Raw genomic sequence first — 3123 nt, 5'->3', positions numbered from 1 at the left:
GCATTCGCCGATGCTCAAAGCTGTCTTTCAGGGCACCATCTGACAGCGACTGCGCGAGCAGCTCGGCGGCGCGTGCGGGGGTACCTCCTGAAAAATGCAGGCGAATGCGCTGCACCAGATCATCGCTGCCAGCCAACGCGCCGCGCTGCCAGCCCGCCTCCCAAATCGCTGCAGCACGCCCAGCATCGCTCAACTGCTGGGCCAGACCTGCCGCCCGCCGCCACTCGGTGGCATCGTTGCCGGCCTGTTTCAAACGCTTGTCGATAATCGCAAGTGCCCCGCCTTTGTCACCGGCACGCTGAAGTACAGTGGCAGCAAAGGCGCTGTGCTGCTCATCTGGTGTCGTTTCAATCTCAAGGGCAGCTTCAACCCACGAGGCCGCCGCGCTCCAATGCCCATCCTCAGACAGCAACTGCGCCATCAGCCAGCGGTCCGTAGCGCTGCCTGCATGGCGCTCAAGCCAATTACTGAGCAAGTCACGTGCCTGTTGCGGTTGATTGGCCTTCAACCGTAGTCTGGCTTCCTGATGCTGCCAGCGATCCACCTGTGCAGGCTCCATTTCGCGAATGCCACGGGCCTTTGCCAGAAGCTCGGCGGCCGCTGCGGCGTTACCCAAACGTGCCTCTGCGCTGGCAGCCAACTGCAGATATAGCGCCCTCGCCCAACGATCGGACGCATTACCCCCTTCCAGCCGCTGCGCCTGGGCTCGGCCATGATGACGCACTTTGGCATACTCGCCACTCTGAAGCTGGCGCTCCATTGACTTGAGATCAGCGATCATGTCGCCCGGCAGTGTCGGCGCCGCCGCTACCAACTGTGCCAGCAGCAATATGGCCGCTACCAGCCAGACTTTGAACAGTTTTTGCCAGTGAGCTTTCATCTCAATTGAAACTCCAGACGCTGCCGGGCCCGGCGCAGACCTCGCGCAGGCTCGAAGCGCCAGTCTGCAATTGCCTGCCGTGCCACTTGCTCAAACACCTTTCGCGGGCGCGCTTCAAGAACTTTGAGGCTGCCGGTGTCGACGCTGCCATCGGCGCGAATCACAAACTGCACCACCACATGCCCTTCCAAACCGCGACGCCGGGCACGGGAAGGATACTGCGGTGGTACACGACGCGTGGGCCGAACCGAACTGCCCACGTCCACCACCGGTTCCCGTAACGATGCTGGCGCTGGCTCAGCGACGAGCTGAGGCTTGGGCTCAGCACTGGGTGCCGGGCTGGGTAGCAGCTTTGGCTGTAACTTTGGTTGCGGTTCAGGTGCAGGCTCAGGTGGTGTTTCGATAAGTTCAGGCAGTGGCGCGTCCAGTTCGACCTCTGGCGTCTCACGCGGTGGCAATTCAGGGCTCGGAAGGGTAATCATGCTATCGGTATTTTGCGCGAAAGCCGGCGGCGCAACCGCCGGTGGTGGTGATGGTAAGCTAATCTGCGTGGTTGTCGGCTCAGATGGCGACAGATCGGCAGGCGCATCGGAAAGCTCGGTCAGGCTCAGCATCATTTCCTCTAGTGGCCTGGGTGCCTGAGGCGGTACCACTAGCCAGGCCAGCAGTGTAAAAAGCAACAGCGCCAAGCTCGAGCCGGTTAGCAAGCCAAAGGGGTAGCGCATCAGTCACCGCTCCGCTGGGCCGCCACAGCCACTTGTTCCACGCCAGCATCACGGAGGCGATCCATCACCTCGATCAACACCCCCGTAGTCGCATTGCGGTCGGCCTGGATTACGACCGAGCCATCATCGCTGACCAGCCCTGATACCTGCGTGCCTACCCGATGAATATCCACCGGTTCGCCATCAATCCATACTGCGCCTTCCGGCGTGATCGCCACCAGCACCTGAACATCGGAACGCGGCGTGGCCGCACTGGACTCAGGGCGCTCGATTTCCACGCCACTTTCCTTGATGAAGCTGGTAGTGACAATAAAAAAAATCAGCATGATAAAGACGACATCCAGCATCGGGGTCAAATTGACCTCACTGGACTCCTCGTCTACGGCTCCCAGCCGGCGTCTACGCATGGGTGTCCTCCGCGGCGCGAGCAAGACGATCGTGCAGCCGCTGCTGCTCGCGCCGAATGATATGCTCCAGGCGGGTAATGAATAGCAGCCCCACCACTGATACTGCCATTCCACTCAGCGTAGGCAATGTAGCTCGTGCCACGCCGTCTGCCATGGCGCGAGCCTGGTTAACCTCACTGACCGAGAGGCTATCAAACACGCTGATCATACCGGTTACTGTGCCCAGAAGACCCAGCAGCGGACATATCACCACCAGCAGCCTGAGCCATGGCAAAGGCCCCCGCAGGCCGGCGATCAGCTCATTGGTCCACACCCCCCGCAGGGTCAACGCGCCCCAGCTGCTGTGCTCATCGCATGCCAGCCAGCGTGCCACCAGAGAGCGCCGGGCGGGACAGTAGTGAAAGCGAAAGAACCACCAGCGCTCCAGTGCCACGCTGAACAACAACATGGCCACGCCCGCGATCACTACCAGTACCGGGCCACCGGACTCGATCAGACCGGCAAGGGGTTCAAGCCAGTGCATCAGCATGGCGTTTCGCACCGGTTAAAGGGGCAGCGGACGACGTGACGTCGGCCACAAGACGATCAGCGAGCACGGCACTGGCACGACCTTCCATGCTGCTGATCAGAGCCCGGCTGCGGCTGGTAAGCGCGGTATGGGCAAACAGCAGCGGCACAGCCGTGATCAGCCCCAACACAGTGGTGACCAGCGCCTGACTGATGCCACCGGCCATCAGCTGCGGATCACCGGTGCCGAACACCGTGATCGCCTGAAAGGTCACGATCATACCTGTTACGGTGCCCAGCAGACCAAGCAGCGGCGCAATGGCAGCCAACATTTTAACCAGCGCCTGACCGCGCTCAATGCGCGGTTGCTCTGCGAGCATCGCTTCGTCCAGACGTGCCTCAAGCGCCTCGGGTACATGCTCGGCACCAGAGACCTGGAAGCGCTTGAGTACACGGCCCAGGGGATTGTCATCGCGCAGCCGCTCTAGATCAGCGAGCTGACGGCGCTGAGTCAGTGTGACGCGCAGCAGATAGGTATATTGCATCAACGCCACCAGCAGCCCCAAGGCGCCCAGGGCGACCACCACGTAGCCGACGGCACCGC

The 3123-nt window shown here is 61.7% G+C and carries 5 protein-coding genes; all 5 read right to left on the bottom strand.

Translation table 11 applies throughout. The features are described from left to right. On the bottom strand, positions 1-880 hold an 880-nt coding region (locus tag ACTH3D_RS12925; RefSeq protein WP_441667551.1), incomplete at its 3' end, for a hypothetical protein. Next, the gene (locus tag ACTH3D_RS12920; RefSeq protein WP_441667550.1) at positions 877-1605 is read right to left on the bottom strand and encodes a TonB family protein; all 729 of its coding nucleotides are present in this window, start codon (positions 1603-1605) and stop codon (positions 877-879) included. The genes ACTH3D_RS12920 and ACTH3D_RS12925, both read right to left, overlap by 4 nt. Continuing rightward, positions 1605-2012: an ExbD/TolR family protein gene (locus ACTH3D_RS12915; protein ID WP_441667549.1), complete on the bottom strand. Its 408-nt coding sequence runs from the start codon at positions 2010-2012 to the stop codon at positions 1605-1607. Before ACTH3D_RS12915 ends, ACTH3D_RS12920 begins: the two co-directional genes overlap by 1 nt. Beyond that, a complete protein-coding gene (locus ACTH3D_RS12910; RefSeq protein WP_441667548.1) occupies positions 2005-2541 on the bottom strand; it encodes a MotA/TolQ/ExbB proton channel family protein in 537 nt (178 codons plus the stop codon). The genes ACTH3D_RS12915 and ACTH3D_RS12910 overlap by 8 nt, the downstream gene beginning before the upstream one ends. Further along, positions 2522-3123: MotA/TolQ/ExbB proton channel family protein (locus tag ACTH3D_RS12905; protein WP_441667547.1), on the bottom strand; the 602-nt coding region annotated here is incomplete at its 5' end. The genes ACTH3D_RS12905 and ACTH3D_RS12910, both read right to left, overlap by 20 nt.

Origin of the sequence: Halomonas sp. (assembly GCF_052095765.1) — a bacterium.
In the GTDB taxonomy this organism is placed as follows: Bacteria; Pseudomonadota; Gammaproteobacteria; order Pseudomonadales; family Halomonadaceae; genus Halomonas.
The sequence above is the reverse complement of the archived record's forward strand: the minus strand, read 5'-3'. Positions and strand labels throughout refer to the sequence as shown.

Coding starts and splice junctions, on each gene's coding strand:
- ACTH3D_RS12920 (WP_441667550.1), bottom strand. CDS start 1,605: ATGCGCTACCCCTTTGGCTTGCTAACCGGCTCGAGCTTGGCGCTGTTG.
- ACTH3D_RS12915 (WP_441667549.1), bottom strand. CDS start 2,012: ATGCGTAGACGCCGGCTGGGAGCCGTAGACGAGGAGTCCAGTGAGGTC.
- ACTH3D_RS12910 (WP_441667548.1), bottom strand. CDS start 2,541: ATGCTGATGCACTGGCTTGAACCCCTTGCCGGTCTGATCGAGTCCGGT.